The organism is Streptomyces rimosus subsp. rimosus, from assembly GCF_000720725.1.
Taxonomy (GTDB): domain Bacteria; phylum Actinomycetota; class Actinomycetes; order Streptomycetales; family Streptomycetaceae; genus Streptomyces; species Streptomyces rimosus_A.
Map to the genome: position 1 here is coordinate 49,815 of NZ_JOCQ01000015.1, position 21,435 is coordinate 71,249.

General features: G+C 73.2%; 14 protein-coding genes. 10 read left to right on the forward strand and 4 right to left on the reverse strand.

Annotation, left to right across the window (positions count from 1 at the left end; genetic code table 11):
- Positions 1-9: 9 nt before the first annotated feature.
- A complete protein-coding gene (locus IH45_RS0110735) occupies positions 10-894 on the forward strand; it encodes a LysR family transcriptional regulator (RefSeq protein WP_030665113.1) in 885 nt (294 codons plus the stop codon).
- Between the two features lie 35 nt (positions 895-929).
- Here the strand turns inward: IH45_RS0110735 and IH45_RS0110740 are convergent, their stop codons facing one another.
- The 3 genes from IH45_RS0110740 to glgX all read right to left on the reverse strand — a co-directional run bounded on the left by IH45_RS0110740 (position 930) and on the right by glgX (position 6,857).
- Positions 930-1,760 (reverse strand): M55 family metallopeptidase, encoded by an 831-nt coding sequence (locus tag IH45_RS0110740; RefSeq protein ID WP_030665116.1) that lies wholly within the window; start codon positions 1,758-1,760, stop codon positions 930-932.
- Between the two features lie 140 nt (positions 1,761-1,900).
- Positions 1,901-4,345 carry a malto-oligosyltrehalose synthase gene (gene treY, locus IH45_RS0110745; RefSeq protein ID WP_030665117.1) on the reverse strand — a complete coding sequence of 815 codons (2,445 nt, stop codon included), beginning with the start codon at positions 4,343-4,345 and terminating at the stop codon, positions 1,901-1,903.
- Between the two features lie 304 nt (positions 4,346-4,649).
- On the reverse strand, positions 4,650-6,857 hold the full coding sequence (glgX, locus tag IH45_RS0110750) for a glycogen debranching protein GlgX (protein ID WP_030665120.1): 2,208 nt from the start codon (positions 6,855-6,857) through the stop codon (positions 4,650-4,652).
- 247 nt (positions 6,858-7,104) lie between these two features.
- On the opposite strand from glgX, the gene IH45_RS0110755 reads away from it, so the two are divergent.
- The 5 genes from IH45_RS0110755 (at position 7,105) to IH45_RS0110775 (ending at position 15,321) form a co-directional block, all read left to right on the forward strand.
- Positions 7,105-7,896, forward strand: a complete 792-nt coding sequence (locus IH45_RS0110755) for a Tat pathway signal sequence domain protein (protein WP_394298667.1) — start codon at positions 7,105-7,107, stop codon at positions 7,894-7,896.
- Between the two features lie 139 nt (positions 7,897-8,035).
- A complete protein-coding gene (locus IH45_RS0110760; protein ID WP_234440496.1) occupies positions 8,036-9,415 on the forward strand; it encodes a copper amine oxidase in 1,380 nt (459 codons plus the stop codon).
- A gap of 102 nt (positions 9,416-9,517) precedes the next feature.
- The gene (locus IH45_RS0110765; RefSeq protein ID WP_030665129.1) at positions 9,518-10,783 is read left to right on the forward strand and encodes an SAV2148 family HEPN domain-containing protein; all 1,266 of its coding nucleotides are present in this window, start codon (positions 9,518-9,520) and stop codon (positions 10,781-10,783) included.
- A 169-nt stretch (positions 10,784-10,952) separates the two neighbouring features.
- Positions 10,953-14,381 (forward strand): AfsR/SARP family transcriptional regulator, encoded by a 3,429-nt coding sequence (locus tag IH45_RS0110770; protein WP_030665132.1) that lies wholly within the window; start codon positions 10,953-10,955, stop codon positions 14,379-14,381.
- Positions 14,382-14,550: 169 nt separating this feature from the next.
- Entirely contained in the window at positions 14,551-15,321 is a 771-nt protein-coding gene (locus IH45_RS0110775; RefSeq protein ID WP_030665135.1) for an exonuclease domain-containing protein, read from the forward strand.
- A 73-nt stretch (positions 15,322-15,394) separates the two neighbouring features.
- Here IH45_RS0110775 and IH45_RS0110780 read toward each other — a convergent pair whose 3' ends face one another.
- On the reverse strand, positions 15,395-16,285 hold the full coding sequence (locus tag IH45_RS0110780; RefSeq protein WP_030665138.1) for an aminoglycoside phosphotransferase family protein: 891 nt from the start codon (positions 16,283-16,285) through the stop codon (positions 15,395-15,397).
- 299 nt (positions 16,286-16,584) lie between these two features.
- Between IH45_RS0110780 and IH45_RS0110785 the strand changes: the two genes are divergently transcribed.
- The 4 genes from IH45_RS0110785 (at position 16,585) to IH45_RS0110800 (ending at position 21,172) form a co-directional block, all read left to right on the forward strand.
- Positions 16,585-17,529, forward strand: coding sequence for a carbohydrate ABC transporter permease (locus tag IH45_RS0110785; protein WP_030665141.1), 945 nt, complete (start codon positions 16,585-16,587; stop codon positions 17,527-17,529).
- Between the two features lie 11 nt (positions 17,530-17,540).
- The gene (locus IH45_RS0110790) at positions 17,541-18,410 is read left to right on the forward strand and encodes a carbohydrate ABC transporter permease (RefSeq protein ID WP_050514726.1); all 870 of its coding nucleotides are present in this window, start codon (positions 17,541-17,543) and stop codon (positions 18,408-18,410) included.
- A complete protein-coding gene (locus tag IH45_RS0110795; RefSeq protein WP_107058612.1) occupies positions 18,410-19,807 on the forward strand; it encodes an ABC transporter substrate-binding protein in 1,398 nt (465 codons plus the stop codon). The genes IH45_RS0110790 and IH45_RS0110795 overlap by 1 nt, the downstream gene beginning before the upstream one ends.
- Before the next feature lie 114 nt (positions 19,808-19,921).
- Positions 19,922-21,172, forward strand: a complete 1,251-nt coding sequence (locus IH45_RS0110800; protein ID WP_050514716.1) for a macrolide family glycosyltransferase — start codon at positions 19,922-19,924, stop codon at positions 21,170-21,172.
- The last annotated feature ends 263 nt before the right edge of the window (positions 21,173-21,435 follow it).

The following is a 21,435-nucleotide window of genomic DNA, read 5'->3' on the forward strand; positions in this document are numbered from 1 at the left end:
GGGGGCCGGATGAGTCTGCGGCAGATGGAGTACCTGGTCACCGTGGTCGAGGAGGGCTCCTTCACGCGCGCGGCCGAGCTGCTGCACGTGACGCAGTCGGCGCTCTCCCACCAGATCAAGGCCCTCGAACGGGAAGTCGGCGGGCCGCTGCTGGAGCGGATGCCGCGCGGCGTCGGGCTGACGCCCATGGGGCGCGCCTACTTCCCGCACGCCGAACTCGCCGTACGCAGCGCCGCACAGGCCCGCCGCGCCGCGCTGGCCTCCGGCGCGGCGCGCGGCGGCGAGCTGCACATCGCGACGGTGCACGCGCACGCCATCGGCGTGCTGCCGGAGGTCTGCGTGCGCTGGGGGCGCGAGTACGGCGGTGTGCGCCTGGTCCTGCACGAGTACGCCACCACCGACGAGCTGTACGAGCATATGGAACGCGGCGTGGCCGACGTGGCGGTCGGGCCGCGCCCCAAGGAGTGGCCGGGGCCGGTCACGGTCGTGGGGGAGGAGGAGATGGTGCTGGTCCTGCCGCCCGGCGACCCGCTCACCGGCCGTACCGCCGTACGCATCGAGGAGGTCGCCGACCGCCCGTGGGTGCGCTGCGCGCTGGAACCGGTCGTGGCGGGCCGGCGGTGGCTGGACGTGGAGTGCGAACGGGCTGGCTTCACACCCCGTACGGCGGTCCGCACCCAGCACACCTCGACGGCGGTCCGCATGGCGGCGGCCGGTGTGGGCGTCCTCCTCACCGCCGCCCACGAACTGACCGGTCTGCACTGCACCGCCGTCCCCACCGACCCGCCCTGGCGCCGCGAGATCACCGTCTTCTCCCGCGTACCTCCGACCGGCGCGGCCGAGCACTTCGTGGACCTCCTCAGGGAGGCGCATCCGCCGCCCGGGCGCCGGTGAACGAGGCCGCGGGCGACGACGCGACCGCCAACCGGTCAGCAATACGGCTGCTGACGGGTCAGCGAAGCCGCCACCCGCATCCACACCCCGAAGAGCCGGTACAGATCGGCAAGCGCCCCGCGCGCCCGTACGGTCCGGCCGTCCACCGAGGTCACCCCGGGTATCCCCAGCAGTGTCACGGCCACCGATGCGGACTGCCAGCGGACGGTCAGGACGCACGGGGCCGGCGGTGGCTCGGGCGCCCGCGGCGGCGTGGAGAGCGCGGCGGCGACCGTCTCTTCGATGGCCCGGCGGGCCTCCGAATCCGGGAGCAGCGCGGCGGCGAAACGGTCGTGCGCCTGCTTCACGGCGGCGGTGGCGATCGAGTCGTCCCACTCCTTCGCCTCCGTACAGGCGCCGTCGTCACCGGTGAGGGCCACCACGGGCACGCCGAGGGCCGCCGCGGTGGCCTGCGCCAGGCCGATCTCGCCCACGGGGCGGCCGTCCAGCCAGATGTCCTCGATCTCATGGCCCATGAAGCTGTGGCTGAGCACACCGAGCGTGCCCGCCCGCGCGTGGTAGCCGACGCAGACCACGGCGTCGTGCTCCGGTGTGAGCCCTTCGAGCATGCCCATCTGCTTGGGCTTGCCGCGGATGAGCCGCGCCGCCGGATGCAGGGCCTCGGGCAGCAGGTTGCGCATGGGCCCGTGCGCGTCGTTGACGACGATGTCCGTCGCACCGGCGGCGACCGCACCCCGGACGGCGGCGTTCACGTCCTCCGCCATCATCAGCCGTCCGCGTTCGTAATCCCGCCCGCCCGGCTGGACGTCGTCGGCGTCGACGAGCCCCGTGACGCCTTCCATGTCCGCGCTGATGTAGATACGCACTCTACGTACTCCTCGGAGTCGACCACTGGGCAGACGACTGCCGTTGCTCCTCCGGTTCCGCATTGGGCAGACGACTTCCGTTCCCCCTCCGGTTTCGCACCGGGCAGTCGTCGCGCGGTCGGGTCCGTACGCCTCGGGCGTCAGCCCTCTCCCACCAGCAGCGCCACCGGATACCGTGCCAGCAGCTCACGCAGGCAGACCACCGGTCCCGGCACCTCCCGGCCGGTGAGCAGGTCGTGCCACGGGCCCGGGCCCGGAAGGGTCAGTTCCGTGTCGCGCCAGCCGCCGTCCTCGGCCAGCCGGAGGGAGAGGCGGGTGGCCACCGTCACGGCCCGTCCGGCGCGGACGAAGGCCAGGCAGTGGCCGGCCGCCGAGCCGTCGGCGTGCAGGGGGGTGTACGTGCCGTGGACACCGAACCAGTCGGGACGGTCGCGGCGGAGACGCAGCGCCCTGGCCGTCAGCAGCAGCTTCTCCGCGGAGAGGTCCTGCGGGTCGGCCCCGTCGTCCAGTTCGGTGAGCAGATCGGCGCGCAGCCGGGGCGGGCGGCGGTTGTCGGGGTCGACCAGGGCGGTGAACTCGGTCTCGGTGCCCTGGTAGAGGTCCGGCACGCCGGGCATCGTCAGGTGGAGCAGCGCCGCGCTCAGCACGTTGGCGCGGATGTACGGCGCGAGGTCGGCGGCCAGCTCGGTGAGCAAGGATGCCGCGGGACCGCACGGCCCCGCGCGCAGGAACTCGCCGACCGCCTCCTCGTACCCGGCGTCCTGTTCCGTCCAGGACGTCTGCAGCCCGGCCTCGCGCACGGCCTTGAGCACCGACGGGATCAGCCGTTCGGCGGACGGCTTGCCCAGGCCGAAGGCGGTCTGCCAGGCCGTCCACGCCAGGTGCTGGTCCGGCGGCTGCGGGCCCTCGCCCGGGCCGGCGGACGCCCGGCGCAGCAGGTCCCGCCACCGCTCCGGGCACTCGGTCAGCACGGCGATCCGCGCCCGTGCGTCGGCGCTGCGCTTGGTGTCGTGCGTCGAGAGCACCGTCGAGGTCAGCGGCCAGTCCCGCTGGATACGGGCGCAGTACGCGTGGAAGGTGTCCACGCCCACCGTGGGCGCCCCCGGGTCGGCGCCGACCTCGCAGGCCGACAGCAGCGGCACGTAGCGGTAGAAGGCGGTGTCCTCCACGGACTTGGCGCGCAGCGCGGAGGAGGTCTGGGCGAAGCGGGCGCGGAAGTCCTCGCAGTCCGGGCCGTCCCCGAGCAGGCCGAGCGCCAGATCGCGCACCAGGTCCACGGCCAGCGCCTCCTGCGGCGAGCGGAAGACCGTACGCGCCCGGGCGGCGGCCTCGGCCAGCATCGCCGCGTCCTGCTCGGCGCGCCGCGGGTCCCGGGCCCCGGCGTGGTCGGTGGCGTACGGGCGGTAGACGGGCAGCCGGACCAGCAGCTCGCGGATGGCGGTGCGCAGGGCCCAGGGCGCGTGGTCGCCCTGGCGGGACGCCTGGTCGCTGACCCGTCCGGCGGTCCGCACCAGCCGTTCGACCTCCGCGGCGAGGTCGTGGGTGACCACCTCGTAGGCGGCGCGGCGTACCGTTTCCTCCCAGTCGCCGCCCGCGTCCGCCAGCGGGGCCACGAAGTCCCGGTAGACGGTGAACAGGCGGCCGGAGCCGAGCGGGCAGACGAACAGGCCGTCGAGGTGCCGCAGCGCGTCGTAGCCGGTGGTGCCCGCGCACGACCAGCCGTGCGGCAGGCGCTCCCGGCCGGTCAGGATCTTCTCGACCACCGTCCAGCGCCCGCCGGTGGCGGCGTGCAGCCGGGCGAGGTAGTCGCCGGGGGCGGCCAGGCCGTCCGGGTGGTCGATGCGCAGCCCGTCGACGACGCCCTCGCGCAGCAGCCGCAGGATCGTGGCATGGGTCGCCCCGAAGACCGCCTCGTCCTCGACCCGTACGCCGATCAGCTCCGAAATGGTGAAGAAGCGCCGGTAATTGATCTCGCTGCGGGCCAGCCGCCACCAGGACAGGCGGTACCACTGCGCGTCCAGGAGGCGGGGCAGCGGCAGCCGCTCGGTGCCGGGGCGGATGGGGAAGGCGTGGTCGTGATAGCGCAGTACGTCGCCGTCGACCCGGATGTTCCCCAGCTCGTCGCCCAGGCGCCCGCCCAGCACCGGCAGCAGCACCCGCCCGCCGTGCCCGCCGTCCCAGTCGATGTCGAACCAGCGGGCGTACGGGGACGCGGGGCCGTCCCGCAGCACCGCCCAGAGCGCGGCGTTCAGCGACTCCGGCGCGGGTACGGCCATGTGGTTGGGCACGGTGTCCACCACCAGTCGCAGTCCATGCGCCGCGGCCGTCGCGGCCAGCGCGCGCAGCCCCTCCTCGCCGCCCAGCTCGGCCCGGACCCGCGCGTGGTCCACCACGTCGTAGCCGTGTGTGGAACCGGGCACCGCCTCCAGCACAGGAGAGAGGTGGAGGTGGGAGACGCCCAGCGCTGCAAGGTACGGCACGGCCTTCTCGGCCGCGGCGAAGGGCAGGTCCGGCTGGAGCTGGAGCCGGTACGTGGCGGTGGGAGGCGCAGTGGCGGTGGGTGGCGCACTGGATTCGGCCGTCATGGGAACACCCGTACCCGCCGGACGGCTTGTTGTTTCATCCGGCCCGGGCCGCCCGGGCACCGGAGCGCTGCGTACGCACGGCCCGTACGGCCCGGGTGTATGCGCCGGACAGCACCGGGCGGCGACCTCCGCCGGTTTCCCTGACCGCAGGCCCCCGCCCGTCGGCCCTGGGCACGGCCCGGACCGGGCACCCCGGCTACGCCGAACGGCCCCCGGCCGGGGCCGTACGAAAGCACCGGGAACCACCGCAATGGCGGAGTCGGCCGTACGGCCCGTGGCGTATCCCGACCGGTGCCCCTCCCGCCTAGGCGGGCCGTTGCAGCACCAGCATGCTGCGGCCCGGCAGCGGGAGGCGGTCGCCGGCCTGGGCCTTGACACCGCCGCCGTCGGCGACCGCCTCCGGGTGGGCGGTGTCCACCACCGCCTGCCACTGGCGACCGTGGTCGACCGGCACCGTGAACTCCCGCTCGTCCTCGTGCGCGTTGAACATCAGCAGGAAGGAGTCGTCGGTGATGCGCTCGCCGCGCGGGCCCGGCTCGGTGATCGCGCTGCCGTTCAGGAAGACCGTCAGCGACTTGGCGTGCGCCGCCTGCCAGTCCCGCTGCCGCATCTCCTCGCCCTCCGCGGTGAACCAGGCGATGTCGGACAGCTCGTCGTGGGTGCCCTCCATGGGGCGGCCGTGGAAGAAGCGCCGCCGCCGGAACACCGGGTGGTCGCGCCGCAGCCACACCATCTGCCGGACGAAGGCCAGGAACTCCTGGTCCTCCTCGCGGACGGCCGCGAGCTCCGGATCCTCCTCGGCTTCGTCGCCGGTCTCCTCCGCGGTCTCGGTCCCAGTCCCGGTGCCGTCCCCGTCCGGCCCCGGCCCCGGCCAGCGCACCCACGTCAGCTCGTTGTCCTGGCAGTACGCGTTGTTGTTGCCGCGCTGGGTGCGCCCGAACTCGTCACCGTGGCTGAGCATCGGCACCCCCTGCGACAGCATCAGCGTGGCGATGAAGTTGCGCATCTGGCGGGCCCGCAGCTCCTGTACGGCGGGGTCGTCCGTCGGCCCCTCGGCGCCGCAGTTCCAGGACCGGTTGAAGCTCTCGCCGTCCTTGTTGTCCTCGCCGTTGGCCTCGTTGTGCTTGCCGTCGTAACTGACCAGGTCGCGCAGGGTGAAGCCGTCGTGACAGGTGACGAAGTTGATGGAGGCCAGCGGGCGCCGTCCGTCGCCCTGGTAGAGATCGGAGGAGCCGGTCAGCCGGGAGCCGAACTCGGCCAGGGCGCGTGGCTCGCCGCGCCACAGATCCCGTACGGTGTCGCGGAACTTGCCGTTCCACTCGGTCCACAGCGGCGGGAAGTTGCCCACCTGGTAGCCGCCCTCGCCCACGTCCCACGGCTCGGCGATCAGCTTGACCTGGCTGACCACCGGGTCCTGCTGCACCAGGTCGAAGAACGACGACAGCCGGTCCACCTCGTGGAACTGCCGGGCCAGCGTCGCCGCCAGGTCGAAACGGAACCCGTCCACCCGCATCTCCGTCACCCAGTAGCGCAGCGAGTCCATGATCAGCTGGAGGACGTGCGGGCTGCGCATCAGCAGCGAGTTCCCGGTGCCGGTGGTGTCCATGTAGTAGCGCGGGTCGTCCGCCAGCCGGTAGTACGAGGCGTTGTCCAGGCCGCGGAAGGACAGCGTCGGGCCGAGGTGGTTGCCTTCCGCCGTGTGGTTGTAGACCACGTCGAGGATGACCTCGATGCCGGCCTCGTGCAGCGCCCGTACCGCCGACTTGAACTCCAGCACCTGCTGCCCGCGGTCGCCCCAGGACGCGTAGGCGTTGTGCGGGGCGAAGAAGCCGATGGTGTTGTAGCCCCAGTAGTTCGCCAGCTGCGCGTCGACCAGCCGGTGGTCGTGCACGAACTGGTGGACCGGCATCAGCTCCAGGGCCGTGACGCCCAGCTTGGTCAGGTGCTCGATGACCGCGGGGTGGGCCAGCGCGGCGTAGCTGCCGCGCAGGTCGTCCGGCAGGTCGGGGTGGAGCATGGTCAGGCCCTTGACGTGCGCCTCGTAGAGCACCGTCTCGTGGTAGTCGGTGCGCGGCGGGCGGTCGTCACCCCAGTCGAAGTACGGGTTGATCACGACCGACGTCATGGTGTGCGGCGCCGAGTCCAGGTCGTTGCGGCTGTCCGGCTTGCCGAAGTGGTAGCCGTACACCGCCTCGTCCCAGTCGATGCTGCCGCTGACCGCCTTTGCGTACGGGTCCAGCAGCAGCTTGGCGGAGTTGTGCCGGGCACCGCGTTCCGGTTTGTAGGGGCCGTGCACCCGGAAGCCGTACCGCTGCCCCGGCATGATGCCGGGGAGGTAGGCGTGCCGTACGAACGCGTCGGTCTCCCGCAGTTCGACGGCGGTCTCCGAGCCGTCGTCGTGCAGCAGTGACAGCTCGATGCGTTCCGCCGTCTCGGAGTACACCGCGAAGTTGGTGCCCGCACCGTCGTACGTGGCACCCAGGGGATACATCTGTCCCGGCCAGACCTGCATGCGTCGACTCTTCCACTTCCTCGATGGGCGTCGCGACGCCTGGAGGCATCACGTCGGTTGTGCGTCGCCGTGTTCGATTGCTGCGTACGGTGCTGCGCTCGTCTCCTGTTTCAACCTGCCCCATTCGGCTGGTTTTTCGCGCGATCTGCGCCGAAAGGCGGGCAACCCGCGGCGAAGTCGGATCGTCGTACAGGACGACCGATGTGTGCCGAGCACCATGAGGCAGCAGGGGGGAACAGTGCGCAACATGATGCACCGCCACCTGGGCAAGGTGGTGGCGGGCGCGGCCGTGGCGCTGGCGGGCACCGCCGCGCTGGCCGCGGTGACCCTGCCCGGGGACGCGGGGGCGGCCGGCGGGGGGAGCCGGGCGGCCGCGGCGGCGGACCCCGGGGCGCAAACGGGCCAGGTGCGGCCGGGGGCCGTGGAGCGCGCCCCCGCGGAAGGGCGCGAAGGAGTCGGCCGGGACCCGCTCACGGACGACGAGATCGCGCGGGCGCAGGCCCTGGCGGCGCCCGGTGCGTTCCGCGGCGCGACCGAGGACGTCCGGGGCAGACCCGGGCCGGAGCGGCTGACCACCGATCTGGCCGAGCTGGGTCCGGAGGAGTCCGGCCGCGCCGACCCGCCGCGCCGGGCGAACGTGTCGTTCTACGACTACCGGTCCGACGCGTACGTGACCAAGACCGTCAACCTCACCACCGGGAAGGTGGAGAAGACCGACAGCCGGCACGGCGTGCAGCCGCCGCCCGACCGGGCGGAGAGCGAGGCGGCGGCCGGTCTGCTGATCGCCGCGCCCGAGGGGGAGGGCCTGCGGAAGGACTACAAGCACGCCACCGGAAAGGACCTCACCGGCCCCGGCCAGCTGGCCGTGTCCGGCTTCGTCTACCGAGGAGCGGCGGAGGGACCGGCTCCGGAGAAGCTGCGCGCCTGTGGGCAGCACCGCTGCGTGCGGCTCTTCACGAAGGTGCGCAACGGCCAGTGGATCGACACCCGGCGCTACGTGATCGACCTCAGCGCGCGCACGGTCGGCCGGCTGGACTGAGCCGCCCGGCGGTGTCCCGGTACGGCGCCCCGGCCCGACCCGGCCTTCCCGCCGTCCGGCGGCAGCCGTGCGGCACCCCGCACCCGCGTCCTCGGAAGCCTCCGCGGCTTCCGTATCACCGTCGTACAGGAGCGTTTCCATGCACGAAAGATCCTTCCGCCGTGCCCGCGTCCACCACGGACCCGCCCGTGTGCCTGCCCGTTCCCCCGTCCTTGCCCGCCGGGCACGTGCCCGGCGCGTCGCGCTGCTCGCCGCGCCGCTGCTGCTCGGTACGGCGGCGCTGACGGCCGGACCGGCCGCCGCCCAGGCCGCGCCGGCGGCCCCCGCCCCCACCGCCGCTGGGTGCAGTACCCCGTACAGCATCACGCAGACTCTCGAAGGCGGCACCACTTGGCGCATGTGCTGGCACTACGAGGCCAACGCCGGGCTGGTCCTGGACAACGTCTCGTACCAGCCCAAGGGCGAGCCCCGGCCGATCCAGGTGCTGACCACCGCGAAGCTGGCCCAGATCCACGTCCCGTACGACGACGGGGGCAACGAGTACGACGACCTCACCGGGCAGAGCTTCGCCCAGGGTCTGCAGACGCTGGACCCGGGCGAGTGTCCCGGCGGCACCATCAAGTCGGTCAAGGTGCCGGGCGCCTGGGACCCGGAGCACCCGTACGTCAACGGCCTGTGCGTCACCACGCGCGCCCGCGGCCACGCCTACCGCCTGGGCCGCTACCCCGGCGAGACCACGAAGATCCAGCAGGTCCAGGGCAAGGACCTGCTCGTGTACACGGTCAACAAGACCGGGTGGTACGAATACATCGTCGAGTGGCGCTTCTCCGGAGACGGCACGATGAACATGCAGGTCGGCGCCACCGGCACGCTCTCGCCGGCGGACTACGACGCGGGCGACGGCCGCGGCTGGCCGATCGGCAAGGGCGCCAAGAGCTACGCCACCAGCCACAGCCACAACGTCTTCTGGCGCCTGAACTTCGGCCTGGACGGCTCGTCGGCCAACCGCGTCGAGCAGTTCGACTCGACCACCACCCCGGGGGGCGCCGGGCAGGTCCCCAAGACGAAGACGGTCCGCACGCCGGTGGCCAAGGAGCTGGCGGGGGACGCCGGGCCGGCCCGCTGGTGGCGGGTGGTCAGCAATGTCGGCAAGAACAAGGACGGCCACCCCCGGTCGTACGAGATCGTCCCCGGCCGCTCCAGCAAGTACACCGGACGCGCCTTCACCAAGCACGACGTGTACTTCACCGAGTACAACACGTGCGAACAGTTCGCCAGCAACAACCTGGCGAACTGCGGCACCGGCGCGGGCAACAGCGTCGACCGATGGGTCAACGGCCAGCCGCTCCGCCACCCCATCGCGTGGGTCAACATCGGCTACCACCACATCGCCCGGGACGAGGACCAGGAGCCCATGCCTGTCCACTGGCAGGGCTTCCAGCTCGCCCCGCGCGATGTGACCGCTATGAATCCGCTCACTCCGCCCGAGCTTTCCGGACACAACGGTCACGTCGAATAAGGGGAGTTGGCGCGGGACTCGATCCATCCTGCTGCACCGCCTCCCGGACCCGCAGTAGTCTGCCTTGATCGTTGGCACGGGGGTTCGGAAGGCGGTGTGCGGGTGAGCTCGGGCGGGCTGGAGTTGCCCCCTGGTGACGACGGCCATGAAGGCCAGGACGGTCATGAGGGACCCGACGGCGGCTCCGCCGACGTCCCGCCCGGGGCGGTGTCCCTGGCCCGGCCGATGGAGATCGGCGCGGAGCTGGACTGGGGCGCCGAGGCCTGGAGCGAGGTGCGCACGCGCGCGCGGCGGGCCGGGCGCGCCTACATCTGGCTGAACCTCGTCGAACAGCGGCTGCGGGCCGTGGTGGCGGCGGTGCTGTGCCCCGTCTACGAGCCGGTGCACGGCGACGAGTGGGTGATCGCCGCCGCCGGGCCCACCGGCCAGGAGTGGGTCCAGCGCGCTGTGGCGGTCCGCGAGGTCAGCCGCCGCAAGGGCTATCTGCTGGACCCCGCCGACGACAACATCCTCAGCTTTCTGACGCTCCCGCAGCTGCGCGAGCTGATGGTGCAGCACTGGCCCTGTTTCGAGCCGTACTTCGACGACCGGCGGGAGGTGGAGCTGGCCCTGGACGAACTGGAGGTGGCCCGCAACATCGTCTCCCGCAACCGTGCCCTGACCCCCACCGTCCTCGCCCAGGCGGAGAGGGCCTCCGCCCGGCTGCTGGACATACTGGGCTCCGGCATCGGCACCCGCACCGCCGGACGGCTGCCCATCGACGCCGTCGAGGACCTGGTCGGCGACCGGTACGCGGACGTCGTCGGCGTACACACCGACCGGGTGCGCCTCCAGCGGCAGCTGCCCGCCGAGGACCTGTTCGGCGGCGCCCGCCGCCTGGACGCCATCGGCATCGGCCTCAACCTCCTCGTGCAGAACTACTCCGGCCGCCGCATGGTCCGCCTCGCGGAGTCCGGCTGCCGCGTCCGCCTGCTCTTCCTCAACCCCGCCAGCAGCGCGGTCCGCCGCCGCGAGCGGGAACTGGGCCTGAAGAAGAGCGAGATGAGCCGCTCCATCGAGATGAACATCCTGCACATGCGGCGCGTGCGGGCCCGGCTGCACGACCCCGGCGCCTTCGAGATCCAGGTCTTCGACGAGACCCCGCGCTTCACGGCCTACCTGGTGGACGGCGACGGCCCGGACGGCGTGGCCGTCGTCCAGTCGTACCTGCGCCGCAGCCGCGGCATGGAGTCCCCGGTCCTGGTCCTGCGCGGCGGCGGCCGCGAGGTGCTGCGCCAGGGAGCGGACCGGGAGGACGATCACGGCCTTTTCGAGACGTACCGGGAGGAGTTCGAGAACGTTTGGGCGGACAGCCGGCCGGTTTCCTGAGGGGGCCGGCTGGGCCGGGGGCCTCAGGGGCAGGAGGCGTGCTTCCGTTGCGGGAGGGGTTCCGGTGTCGTCCATGGCACTGGCGTAGCAGACGGGGCGGGCATGTCACCACTGCGGCAGCCGCGCAGGTGGCGGCCGGTGCGGGCGGGTGGCCGGGTACCGTTGCGGCATGCGATTCGGCGTGCTCGGGCCGGTGGAAGTGCGGGCGGCGGACGGACGGCCCGTACGGGTACCCGAACGGAAAGTGCGGGCCCTCCTGGCCGCGCTGCTCGCCCACCAGGGGCGGGCCGTCGGCGCCGCCCGGCTCATCGACGCCCTGTGGGACGAACGGTTGCCGGCCCATCCCACCGGCGCTCTTCAGGCCAAGGTTTCGCAGCTGCGCCGCGCGCTGGAAACGGCCGAACCCGGCGGCCGCCTGCTGGTCGCCGCCCGCCCGCCCGGCTACCAGCTGGATGTCGCCGCCGACGCGGTGGACGCCGGCCGGTTCGCCGCGCTGACGGCCCGCGCGTACGAAAGCCCGGACCCGGCAGAGCGCGCCGCGCTGCTCACCGAGGCGCTGGGCCTGTGGCGCGGTCCGGCCTTCGCCGGGTTCGAGGAGGCGCCCTTCGCGCGGGCCGCGGCCGACCGCCTGGAGGAACAGCGGCTTACGGCGCTGGAGGAACGGGCCGCGGCGCGGCTGGAGCTGGGCGAGCACGGCCCGCTGACCGGCGAACTGGCAGAGCTGGTGGCCCGTCATCCACTGCGTGAACGTTTGTGCGCGCTGCACCTGCGTGCCCTGTACGGCGCGGGGCGCCAGAGCGAGGCGCTGGCCGCGTACGCCACCCTGCGCGAGCGGCTGGCGGAGGAGCTGGGTGTCGATCCGGGGCCCGAGCTGACCGCCGTCCACCAGGCGATATTGGAGCAGGACCCCGGGGTGGCGGGCGTGAGGTCCATCGGACGGGAGGTGGGACATCACCCTCCGGCCCGCTCCAGCATGATTGCCCACTCCACTGCTCACCTCACCGTTGCCCACCCCTCTGCTCACCTCACCGTTTCCCGCCCCGCCGCTGCTGCTTCCCCCACCGTTTCCCGTCCCGCCGCTGCTCCCCGCACCAATCTCCCCGCCGCTCTCACCGAACTCGTCGGGCGGGACGCCGCGGTACGTGACGTATGCGCGCTCCTGGAGGCGGGCCGGCTGGTGACGCTGACGGGGCCGGGCGGGGTGGGCAAGACGCGGCTGGCGCTGGAGGCCGCGCAGCGGCTCGCGGACGACTCCGACGGGTTCCGGGACGGCGTCCTGCTGGTTGAGCTGGCGGGGCTCGGGCGGCCGGGCGGCGCGGACGGGGACCGTACGGCGGCGTGCACGGCCGCGGAACTGGCCGAGGCGGTGCTCGCGGTGCTGGGCGTACGCGAGGGCGCGGCCTCCGGCCCGGTCGGCGAGCGCCTGGCGGGTGCGGTGCGCGACAAGCGGCTGCTTCTGCTGCTCGACAACTGCGAACACGTCGTCGACGCGGTCGCCGAGGTCACGGCGGGCCTGCTGGCAGCCGCGCCCGGCCTGCGGGTGCTGGCGACCAGCCAGGAACTGCTCGGGCTGGCAGGCGAGCGGGTCTGGCCGGTGCCGCCCCTGGAACAGGCCGACGCCATCGCCCTCTTCGCAGCGCGCGCGGCGGCCACCGCCCCCGGCTTCGCCCTGGACGCACTGGACGCACTGGATGCCCTGGACCCTCGGGGCGAGAGCAACGCGGCGGCGGTCGCGGACATCTGCCGCCGCCTCGACGGCATTCCGCTCGCGCTGGAACTGGCCGCGACCCGCGTACGGGCCCTCGGCGTGCGGGAGCTGAGCGCGCGGCTGGACGACCGGTTCCGGCTGCTGGGCGCGGGCCGCCGCGGGGCGCCGCCGCGTCAGCAGACCCTGCGCGCGATGATCGACTGGAGCTGGGAGCTGCTGTCCGCCGACGAACGGACCGTCCTGCGGCGGCTCGCCGTGCACGCTGACGGCTGCACGCTCCGGGCGGCCGAGGAGGTGTGCGCGGGCGGCGGCGTACGGTCAGGGGACGTGGCAGCTCTGCTGGCGCGGCTGGTGGACCGCTCCCTGGTGGTGGTTGCGGAGGGCCCGCGCCGCCCGCGTTACCGGCTGCTGGAGTCGGTGGCCGCGTACAGCCTCGAACGGCTCCGCGAGGCGGGCGAGTGGGAGGCGGTACGGCGGCGCCACAGCGTCCACCACACCGCGCTGGCCGAACGCGCGGAACCCTTCCTGTACGGCACAGGGCAGCGCGAATGGCTGGCACGGCTCGACGCGGAGACCGCCAACCTGCGTGCGGCCCTGGACAACGCGGTCCAGGAGGGTGCGGCGGAGCGCGCGCTGCGCCTGGTCAACGCCCTGTCCTGGTACTGGTTCCTGCGCGGCCGCCTCGGCGAGGCGGGTCGCGCGCTGGCGACGGCGCTGGACGCGGCGGCCTCCTCCTCCGTACCCGACGGGCTGCGCCTGCGGGCCATGGTCTGGCAGGTCGGCATGGCCTCGCTGGCAGGCAGCGACACCGATCCGGTGGCCCGGGCCGACGCCGTACTGAAGCAGTACGCGCCTGAGGCCGGCGACCAGGCGACCGTCGACCCGGCCGGTCACGCCTGGGCCCTGTGGTTCCTGACCTACGCCCAGGTCGGTCTGGGGGACCCGGCAGTCGCCCGCGAACGGCTGTCGCGCGCGCTGACGGCCTTCCGGGCGCTGGGCGACCGCTGGGGGACGGCAGCCGTCCTCAGCAGCCGCGCCCAGGGCCAGTACGCGGCTCCCGGCGCCGTGCGTGAAGGGCTTGCGGCGCGCCGGCGGGATGCCGAGGAAAGCGCGGTCCTCTTCCGGGAACTGGGCGACCGGTGGGGCCAGTTGCAGGCGGCCGAAGTGCTCGGGACGCTCGCCGAGATCAGCGGCGACTACGGCCGCGCCGCCCGGCTGCACCGGGACGGCCTGTGCGGCGCCGAGGAACTGGGCCTGTGGATCCAGGCGTCGTACAAGCACTCCGGCCTCGGCCGCATCGCCCTGCTGACCGGCGACCTGGAGGCGGCGCGCGAACACCACGAACGGGGACTGCGGCTGGCCGCCGAGCAGTCGCACCGGCGCGGCGAGATGTTCGCCGAGACGGGCCTGGGCATCGGCGCCCGGCGCGCGGGCCGCCTCGACGACGCCGAACGGCACCACGCGCGCTGGCTGGAGTGGTGCCGCAGCCGGGACGGCGACCCGGGTACGGCCCTGATCCTGGCCGAATTGGGCTTCACGGCCGAACTGCGCGGTGACGCCGAAGCGGCCCGCCGCCTCCACCTCGACGGCTACGAGGCGGCCCGCGCCACCGGCGACCCACGTGCGGTGGCCCTCGCCCTGGAAGGCCTGGCCGGCGCCCGATCCCTCTCCGGCCACCCCACCCACGCCGCCCGCCTCCTGGGCCACGCCACCGCCATCCGCGCAGGCGCGGGCACCCCGCTGCCACCCGCCGAACGCTGGGACGTGGACCGCATCACGGCCCGCATACGCCAAGGCCTGGGGAGCGGCACGGCCTTCACCACGGCCTTCGAAGAAGGCACCGCGATGACGGCCGAGGAACTGGTGCGAGGGGTGGACAGGGGTGCGTGAGGTGCCGTTGCCCGGCGGCTCGGTGCACGCGGTCGTACGGGTGGGGCGCACGGTACGCGGTCCCGGGACAATGCTGCACCGGTTCCCGGGCCGGGCGGGGGCGGGGCGTTGTCAGTGTCGCGTGGGAGAGTAGGGGAACACGGGGGAAGCAACACCGAAGGAGGCCGTCATGGGCTGGCATCAAGGGCTGCTCGTCAGCTTCGACTTGGAGACCACCGGCACGGACGTCGAGCACGACCGCATCGTCACCGCCGCGCTCATAAGGCTGGAGGCGGACGGCCGGGAGGCCCTGCGGGAGACCTGGCTGCTCGACCCCGGCGTACCGGTTCCCGAGGAGGCCGCGGCCATACACGGCATGACGACCGCTCACGTCCGGGCACACGGCCGGTCGGCGGCGGACGGCATAGAGGAGATCACCCGGTCCCTCGCCGGAGCGCTGGAGGCGGGCATACCGCTGGTGGTGATGAACGCGCGGTACGACCTCTCGCTGCTGGACCGCGAGTGCCGCCGGTACGGCCTGCGGACGCTCGCCGAGCGGCTCGGCCGCCGGCCCGCGCCGGTCATCGACCCCCTGGTGCTGGACAAGCACGTCGACCGCTACCGCAAGGGCAAGCGCACGCTCCAGGCCCTCTGCCTGCATTACGGCGTCCCGCTGGAGGCCGCGCACGAAGCGGGCGCGGACGCGGTGGCCGCGGCCGGCGTGGCCCGGCGGATCGGCGAGCGTCACCCGGCGGTGGCCGCACAGGCGCCGGCGGCGCTGCACGCCCTCCAGGAGAAGGCGGCGGCCGAACAGGCCGCTTCGTTCCAGCGGTATCTGCGGCGCTCCGGTGACCCGGCGGCGACAGTCGAGGCGGCCTGGCCGCTGATCCCGTACCAGCAGTCGCGCGACCGGGCCGCGGAGCGGCCGGCGCAGGCGTCGCCCTCACGCGGCGGTGTGTGAGGCGGGGGACCGGACCGGGCCGCCGGTACGTCAGGTCGGCACGCACGTGGGACCGGCACGGCAGACCGGAGCGTCAGAAGGGATACCACCGCACGGTCGTGTCGCCCTCGCGGAGGGAGGCGATACGGCGGCGGAATTCGTCGAGGGCGGCGGGGTTGCCGGGGGCGTGCTGGGAGACCCAGGCACAGCTGGCCGTCTCCCGGGAGCCGCGCAGCACCGCACAGCCCTCCCAGTCGCGCACGTCCCAGCCGTAGACCCGCACGAACGTGTCGTACGCCGCGGCGGGCAGGCCGTAGCGGTCGCGGCTGAGGGCCATCACGACGAGATCGTGTTCCCGCAGATCGGAGGAGAAGGTTTCGAGATCGACGAGCACCGGGCCCTCGGGGCCCACATGGACGTTACGGGTCAGCGCGTCACCGTGGACGGGGCCGCGCGGCAGATGCGGTTCCAGCGCGGTGGCGGCAGCGGCGAACGCGTCGCGGCGGCCCCGCAGATACTCGGCGTCCCGCGCCGAGACCGCGTCGCCGGCCAGCCGCAGCCAGCGCTCCACACCGCCCAGCAGATCCCGCCGGGGCAGGGTGAACGGCGGCTCGGGCAGCGCGTGCACCAGGCGCAGCAGGGCGGCCAGATCGGCCGGTTCGGCGGGGCGTACCGGCTCCGGCAGCCGCTCCCAGAACGTGACCGGGTGGCCGTTCACCAGCCGGGCCGTCGGCTCGGCCGCGCGTACCGCCGGCACGCCCTGCTCCGCCAGCCACACGGCGACGCCCAGTTCCCGCTCGGCGCGCTCCAGGAGTTCGGCGCTGCGCCCGACCCGTACGACCGGACCGCTGTCGCCCACGGCGAACACCGCGTTCTCGCCGAGTGACAGCAGCCGGGCGTCGGCGGCGGCTTCGGGCCGTCCGGCCGCGGCCAGGATGCCCCGGGCGTGCGCCTCCGTGAACGGGGTGGTGCTCGGTGCGGTCATGCGGGCGGCCTCCTGCGGTCCGTGATCGCCACCAGTGTCGCAGGTCCCGCCCCCGGGCAGCCGGGGGCGCCCGGTGCTTGACTGCGGCGGGTGCCGTCATGACGATGACGGCGGCCACCTGCGCCGTTCCGCCCGGCGAGGCGTGGTCCGTTCGTGGTGGTCGGTGGCGTCCTGGGCGGAATCGTTCGCGGTCGGCGGTGCCGTCCGGGTGAGCAGACGGGGGAGACGCGTTGGATCCAGAGGGTCCCGGTCGGAAGCGAGGGCGTACGGGGACGAGAGGGGGGACGGGGACGAAGGGGGTGGCGGCGCCCGGCGGGCCGTGGTCGGGGCCCGGCCGCGGCCGGGTCACGCCGGGGAGCGGACACCCGTCCGCCCGCGGTACGTGGTTCCTGGTGGCGCCCGCGCTCATCCCGATCCTCGTGCTGAGCGTGGGCCCGCTGCTGTACGGGATCGGGCTGGCGTTCACCGACGCGCAGTCGGGGCGTACGGAGTCCACGCAGTGGGTCGGCCTGCTGAACTTCTCCGACCTGCTCCAGGACACCCTGTTCTGGGACTCGTTCCGGGTCGGCCTGGTGTGGGCGGTGGGCGTCACGGTCCCGCAGTTCTTCCTCGCCCTCGGGCTGGCGCTGCTGCTCGGCCAGGACCTGCGCATGCGCTGGCTGGCCCGCGCCCTGGCGATCATCCCCTGGGCGATGCCCGAGGTGGTGGTGGGCATCATGTGGCGGCTGGTCTACCACCCGGACGCGGGCGTTCTGAACGAGACGCTGCGCAGCCTCGGACTCGGTTCGGACGAGGGGCCGGACTGGCTGAGCGGTACGGCCACCGCCCTGCTCGCCGTGGTCGTCGTCGGTGTCTGGGCGGGCATGCCGCAGACCACCGTCACACTCCTCGCCGGCCTCCAGAACGTGCCGCGCGAACTGCACGAGGCCGCCGCGATGGACGGCGCCGGGGCCTGGCGCCGCTTCCGTACGGTCACCTGGCCCGCGATCAGGCCGGTGGCGCTGGCCATCTCGGCGCTCAACTTCATCTGGAACTTCAATTCCTTCGCGCTGGTCTTCGTGCTGACCGACGGCGGCCCCGGTGGCCGCACCCGGCTGCCGATGCTGTTCGCGTACGAGGAGGCGTTCCGGTACGGACAGTTCGGTTACGCCGCCGCGATGGGGCTGGCCATGGTCGCGGTCATCGCCGTCCTGCTGGCCGTCTACCTCTCACGGCGGCTGAGGGGCGAGGAGGAGGACCGGTGAGCCACGATTTCCTGTCCCGCAAGACCCCGCCCTCCGGGCGCCGCCCCGTCACCCGCCGTACCGCCGGCCGGGCCGGGCAGTATCTGGCCCTGTTCTGCTACCTGGTCTTCCTCGCCTTCCCCTTCCTCTGGCTGGTCTCCACCGCCTTCAAACCGCCGCGCGAACTGGGCAGCCTGCACCCCACCTGGATCCCCCGGGCGCCGACGCTGGACAACTTCCGTACGGCCTTCGACGAGCAGCCGCTGCTCCAGGCCGCCGCCAACAGCCTGCTCGCCGCCGTGGTCTCGGCGCTGGTCGCGGTCGTCCTGGCGACCCCGATGGCGTACGTCCTCGCGCGCCACCGCACCCGTTTCGCGCGGGCGGCGACCGGGTGGGTCGTGGTCAGCCAGGCGTTTCCGCTGGTCCTGCTGATCATCCCGCTGTTCCTGGTGCTGAAGACCCTGCACCTCGTGGACTCCCGGGCCGGGCTGGTCCTGGTGTACGTGGTGTGGTCGCTGCCGTTCGCGCTGTGGATGCTGACCGGTTACGTACGGGCCGTACCGCCGGAGCTGGAGGAGGCCGCGGCGGTGGACGGCGCGGGCCGGCTGCGCACCCTGGTCTCGGTCACCGGGCCGCTGCTGGCGCCCGGCATCGTGGCCACGGGCCTGTTCGCGTTCATCACCGCATGGAACGAGTTCTTCTTCGCGCTCGTCCTGCTCAAGTCGCCGGAGCAGCAGACGATGCCGGTCGTGCTGACCCACTTCCTCGGGGCCGAGGGCGTCGCCGACCTCGGCCCGCTCGCCGCGGCGGCCCTGCTCGCCACGCTGCCCAGCCTGCTGCTGTTCGCCGTCATCCAGCGCCGGATCACCGGCGGCATGCTGGCCGGGGCGGTGAAGAACTGATGCGTACGCCCAGTGGCGGCGGCCCCGGATCCCGCACCGAACCCGTCAGCAGCAGCTCCGGCAGCAGCATCTCCGTCAGCAGCAGCTCCGGCAGCACCGGCCCCCGCCGCCGCACCCTCCTCGCCGCCGCCGCGGCCGTGCCCGCCGCCGCCCTGCTGCCCGGCTGCTCGGCCGGCGGTGGCCGGCGCGATGACACGGGCCGGCGCGTGCTCCGTTTCCAGTCCTTGGCCTGGCAGAAGGAGTCCGTGGACGCCAACAAGCAACTGGTCGCGGAGTGGAACCGGCTGCATCCGGACATTCCCGTCCAGTACGTGCAAGGGGCCTGGCCCACCGTCCACGACCAGCTGCTCACCTCCTTCGAGGCCGGCGAGGCGCCGGACATCATCCACGACGCCTCCGACGACCTCGCGGACTTCGCCTACGGCGGCTACCTCGCCGACCTGACCGGCCTTCTCCCGCGGCGCCTCAAGGACGACATCCCGGCCCGCAGCTGGGAGTCGGGGACCTTCGGCGGCCGGGTGTACGGCATCCCCTTCCTCCAGGAGCCGCGCGTCCTGATCGCCGACGGGGTGAAGCTGCGGCGCTCCGGGGTCCGCGTGCCGTCCGCCGACGCGCCCTGGACATGGGAGGAGTTCGGGGAGGTGGCGAAGGAGCTGACGGGCGGCGGTGGCTACGGGGTCGCCTGGCCGCTGAAGGAACCGGTCTCCGTCACGCTCAACCTCGCCCTGTCCACCGGCGGCCGGATCGTCGGGCGCCGCCCGGACGGCCGGGCGGAGGTCCGGTTCGACGCCGCCGACCAGGCGGTGCCGCGCATCATCCACGACCAGGTCAACGTCGTCCGCAGCGCGGCCCGTACGACCCTGGGCATGGGCGGCGCCGACACGCTGCCCGGTTTCTTCGCCGGCCGGTACGCGATCCTGCCGCTCGGCTTCTCCTACCGGCAGCAGATCGCCCAGCAGGCGCCGAAGGACTTCGAGTGGACGGTGCTGCCCGCGCCCCGGGGGCCCGGCGGCGCGGACCAGGGCGTCAGCCCGCAGACCCTGTCGATCGCGGCGGACTGCCCCCGCAAGGAGGAGGCGATGGCCTTCGCCGACTTCCTCCTCAGGCCGCCCAACATGGTCCGGCTCGCCCTCGGGGACTGGATGCTGCCGACCGGGCGGGAGGCCCTGAAGGCGCCGGAGCTGCACGAGGACCGGCACGGCTGGGCGACGGGCACGGCGCTCGCGGACACACTGCGGGCCGCGCCCGCGCAGTCGGTGCGCGGCTACCCGGAGTGGAAGGACAAGATCGCGACGCCGGGGTTCCAGGAGTACTACAGCGGCGCGATCGACCTGGACGAGCTGCGCCAACGCCTCGTCCACGACGGGAACCTGGTGCTGGCCCGGTATCAGCGCTGACGGCCGCGTACGGGGCCGCACGGCCCCGTACCGGCGCCGCACCCCCCCCTATTCGCACCAGTATCCTTCTGCACCGATTGCCCGAGACGCACCGTCTCGCTTACGGTTCCGGGCATGAGTCCTTTACCGTCCCCCGCCCGCACCCACCGGCCCGCCCACATCGCGATGTTCAGCATCCCCGCCCACGGGCACGTCAACCCGAGCCTGGAGGTCATCCGGGAGCTCGTCGCCCGCGGGCACCGCGTCACCTACGCCATCCCCCCGTCCTTCGCCGAGACCGTCGCCGCGACCGGGGCCGAGCCGAAGTGCTGGAACTCGACGCTGCCCACCGACGAGGACCCGGCGTCGTGGGGCGCCGACATGCTCAGCGCCATGGACCTGTTCCTCGACGACGCCATCCAGGCTCTGCCGCAGCTCGCCGCGGCCTACGAGGGCGACGAGCCGGACCTCGTCCTGCACGACACCACCGCCTATCCCGCGCAGGTCCTCGCCCACCGCTGGGGCGTGCCCGCCGTGCAGCTCGCTCCGCACATGGTCGTCTGGGAGGGCTTCGAGGCGGATATGGGCGAGCAGATGAGCGTCGATCTGCACGGCTCCGAGCGCGGCCGGGCGTACTACGGGCGCTTTTGCCGCTGGCTCGAAGAGCAGGGCATGGCAGAGGTCACCGACCCCGAACGGATCGCGACCGCACCCGCCCGCGGCATCGCCCTGATCCCGCGCGCCATGCAGCCGCACGCCGACCGCGTCGACCACACCCGGTTCGCCTTCGTCGGCGCCTGCCACGGCGACCGCAGCCACCAGGGCGACTGGCGGCGGCCGGACGGCCTGGCCGCGGACGCCAAGGTGCTCCTCGTCTCGCTCGGCTCCTCCTTCACCAAGGAGCCCGGTTTCTACCGGGAGTGCATCGAGGCGTTCGGCGGCCTGCCGGGCTGGCATGTGGTGCTTCAGGTCGGCAAGCACGTGGACGTGTCCGAACTCGGCACGATCCCGGACAACTTCGAGGTGCACCACTGGGTGCCGCAGCTCGCCGTGCTGCGGCAGGCGGACGCCTTCATCACCCATGCGGGGATGGGCGGCAGCCAGGAAGGGCTGGCCAACGGGGTGCCGATGGTGTGCGTACCGCAGGCCGTCGACCAGTTCATGAACGCGGACATCCTCCAGGGGCTCGGGGTCGCCCGGCACGTCCCGAAGGAGGAGGCCACGGCGCGGGTCCTGCGTGAAGCGGTGCTGGGCCTGGTGAACGATGCGCAGGTCGCGGCCGTTTCGGAACGGATACGGCGGGAAGTGGCGGCGGAGGGCGGCGCGCAGCGCGCGGCGGATCTCATCGAGAACGAGCTGCCCCGGGGTGAAGTGGGTGTTCTGTAACGGAATATCGCCGCATTCCCAATAAGTAGGGCGAGTGGTACAGGCTTTTCGTCGCATGGCGTACCGGAGGAAATGCGGTGCGTTAATGGCGGATTGGGCCGGGGGTGGCGCAAAGTGAGTGGCGTCACCCCCGGCGGGCACCGCGACGGGGATTGAGGCGTGCGCGGACCGGGGATTGTTGACCCGTAAAGAAATCGGTGGCGAAACCGGTGCCGTGCCATCGACCGCCTCCGTGCCGCAACGCCGGGCGGGGGCGCGGCATT

Coding starts and splice junctions, on each gene's coding strand:
- IH45_RS0110780 (WP_030665138.1), bottom strand. CDS start 16,285: ATGACCGCACCGAGCACCACCCCGTTCACGGAGGCGCACGCCCGGGGC.
- treY (WP_030665117.1), bottom strand. CDS start 4,345: ATGACGGCCGAATCCAGTGCGCCACCCACCGCCACTGCGCCTCCCACC.
- IH45_RS0110735 (WP_030665113.1), top strand. CDS start 10: ATGAGTCTGCGGCAGATGGAGTACCTGGTCACCGTGGTCGAGGAGGGC.
- IH45_RS0110755 (WP_394298667.1), top strand. CDS start 7,105: ATGATGCACCGCCACCTGGGCAAGGTGGTGGCGGGCGCGGCCGTGGCG.
- IH45_RS0110795 (WP_107058612.1), top strand. CDS start 18,410: ATGCGTACGCCCAGTGGCGGCGGCCCCGGATCCCGCACCGAACCCGTC.
- glgX (WP_030665120.1), bottom strand. CDS start 6,857: ATGCAGGTCTGGCCGGGACAGATGTATCCCCTGGGTGCCACGTACGAC.
- IH45_RS0110770 (WP_030665132.1), top strand. CDS start 10,953: ATGCGATTCGGCGTGCTCGGGCCGGTGGAAGTGCGGGCGGCGGACGGA.
- IH45_RS0110760 (WP_234440496.1), top strand. CDS start 8,036: ATGCACGAAAGATCCTTCCGCCGTGCCCGCGTCCACCACGGACCCGCC.
- IH45_RS0110775 (WP_030665135.1), top strand. CDS start 14,551: ATGGGCTGGCATCAAGGGCTGCTCGTCAGCTTCGACTTGGAGACCACC.
- IH45_RS0110800 (WP_050514716.1), top strand. CDS start 19,922: ATGAGTCCTTTACCGTCCCCCGCCCGCACCCACCGGCCCGCCCACATC.